Source organism: Devosia riboflavina (genome assembly GCF_000743575.1).
GTDB lineage: Bacteria > Pseudomonadota > Alphaproteobacteria > Rhizobiales > Devosiaceae > Devosia > Devosia riboflavina.
Genome location: NZ_JQGC01000049.1, coordinates 1 through 780, shown reverse-complemented (window position 1 = coordinate 780; position 780 = coordinate 1). Strand labels below are relative to the sequence as shown.

The 780-nt window shown below is 66.3% G+C and carries 1 protein-coding gene; it reads right to left on the bottom strand.

The features are described from left to right. Positions 1–528 (bottom strand): PLP-dependent aminotransferase family protein (locus tag JP75_RS24550; protein ID WP_035087770.1); only part of this gene is annotated, 528 nt, incomplete at its 3' end. Positions 529–780: the final 252 nt, after the last annotated feature.

Below are 780 nucleotides of genomic sequence, written 5' to 3'. Positions count from 1 at the left end.
GTCCTTGAGGTAGGCCTTGACCACGTCGCGGTAGTGCGGGTGGAGGCCGCCCGAGAGCACCAGCTTCTTCTTGCGGGTGAGGCGGCGGGCCATGAGCACGGCCTCGGCGGTGCCGGTCGAGCCGTCATAGAGCGACGCGTTGGCCACGTCCATGCCGGTGAGCTTGGCTACCTGGGTCTGGAACTCGAAGAGCATCTGGAGCGTGCCCTGCGAGATTTCCGGCTGGTAGGGCGTATAGGCCGTGAGCCATTCGGAGCGCTGGATCAGGTGATCGACGGTCGCCGGCACATGGTGGCGATAGGCCCCTGCCCCCACGAAGAACGGGCCGTCGCCGGCGGCGCGGTTCTTGCCCGAGAGGGCGCGCATGTGCGCTTCGACCAGGAATTCGGGGGAATGGGCCGGCAGGTCGATGGCGCCGGTATTGTAGGCCGCCCGCGGGACGGCGCTGAACAGCGCGTCTTCCGAGGCAATACCGATGGTGGCGAGCATTTCTGCGCGCTCGGCATCGGAATGGGGGAGGTATCGCATGGGAGGTGCTTTCGGTCGGGTGCTGTGTCTGGGGCCTTCCCCCTCCCTAGCCCTCCCCACAAGGGGGAGGGTTGGGTTTGAGGCGAGATCATCCCCCATCACCACCCTCCCCCCTTGTGGGGAGGGCTAGGGAGGGGGGTGAGCCCCAAGCTCGCTATTTGATGAAGTCAGCGTAGGCGGCTTCGTCCATCAGGGCGTCGAGGTCGGCCAGGTTCTCGATGCGAATCTGATACATCCAGCCGGTGCCGAGCG